Source organism: Leisingera sp. F5, assembly GCF_001593695.1.
Genome location: NZ_LUKH01001163.1, coordinates 1 through 1,221, shown reverse-complemented (window position 1 = coordinate 1,221; position 1,221 = coordinate 1). Strand labels below are relative to the sequence as shown.

At 63.7% G+C, this 1,221-nt stretch carries 2 protein-coding genes; one reads left to right on the top strand and one right to left on the bottom strand.

The genetic code is table 11. The features are described from left to right. The coding region (locus A2I95_RS39775) for an asparaginase (RefSeq protein WP_291737856.1) at positions 1–950 on the top strand (950 nt) is incomplete at its 5' end. A gap of 36 nt (positions 951–986) precedes the next feature. On the opposite strand, the gene A2I95_RS39770 is transcribed toward A2I95_RS39775, so the two are convergent. Continuing rightward, positions 987–1,221, bottom strand: a 235-nt coding sequence (locus A2I95_RS39770; RefSeq protein ID WP_291737855.1) for a YciI family protein, incomplete at its 5' end; no start/stop codon positions are given.

Here is a 1,221-nt window from a genome sequence, read left to right as displayed (position 1 = left end):
AGAGCCTGCATTTGGGGCATGCCGTCATTTGTGATGACACGGGCAAGGTGGTGCGCAGCTGGGGGGACCCGGATGCGGTGATCTACCCGCGCAGCTCGGCCAAGATGATCCAGGCGCTGCCGCTGATTACCTCCGGCGCCGCTGCGCGCTATGGTCTGACGTCTGAACAGCTGGCCCTGGCCTGCGCCTCCCACAATGGCGCGCACATCCATACAGACCGGGTGAACAGCTGGCTCGATCAGCTGGGCCTTGGCGATGATGACTTCCGCTGCGGCACGCAATTGCCAGACGACATCCCGGCCCGCAATGAATTGATCAAGACCGACAACAGCCCCTGCCAGGTGCACAACAACTGTTCCGGCAAGCACGCGGGTTTTCTGACCCTGACCCAGTACTTGGGCGCCGGGGCGGAGTACATCGAGGTTGATCACCCGGTGCAGCAGGCCTGTCTGGCCGCGTTTGAGGAAACCACTGGCCAGGACAGCCCGGGCTATGGCATTGACGGCTGCTCAGCGCCGAACTTTGCCACCACGGTTACCGGCCTTGCGCGCTCGATGGCGTGGTTTGCCAGCGCCGCAGACCGTTCCGATCGCGCGTCGCAAGCGGCGCAACAACTGGTCGCGGCGATGACGGCGCATCCCGAATTGGTTGCAGGCGAAACCCGCTGCTGCACCAACCTGATGCGGGCCATGGGCGGAAAAGCGGCGATCAAGACCGGAGCCGAGGCGGTGTTCATCGCGATCCTGCCTGAACAGAAGATGGGCGTAGCCTTGAAAATCACTGACGGCGCCACCCGCGCCAGCGAATGCGCGATAGCGGCGCTGATGGTCAGCCTTGGTGTGCTGGAGGCGGAGCATCCGGAAACCCGCAAATACATGAACAAGACACTCTACAGCCGCCGCGGGCTGGAGTGCGGATCCATCCGCCCGGCAGCCGAATTGCTGTTCTGAAAATAGATGCCCCGGGCCTGTCCCGGGGCATGCAGCCTACATTTCCATGTCGATGATCTCGGCCACTTCGACCGAACCGTTGCCGCCCACCACCATCGGGCAGCCCTTGGCCATTTCGCAGGCAGCATCCTGATCAGCCGCTTCGACCACCGTGTAGCCCGAAAGCGGATTGGCGCCGCCATTGTCCACGACCCCTCCAGCGCTGACTGTCTTGGAGAGGCCAACCGGCGCGCCCGGACCCTTCAGCGCGTCTCCCATCGACCCCATCCAG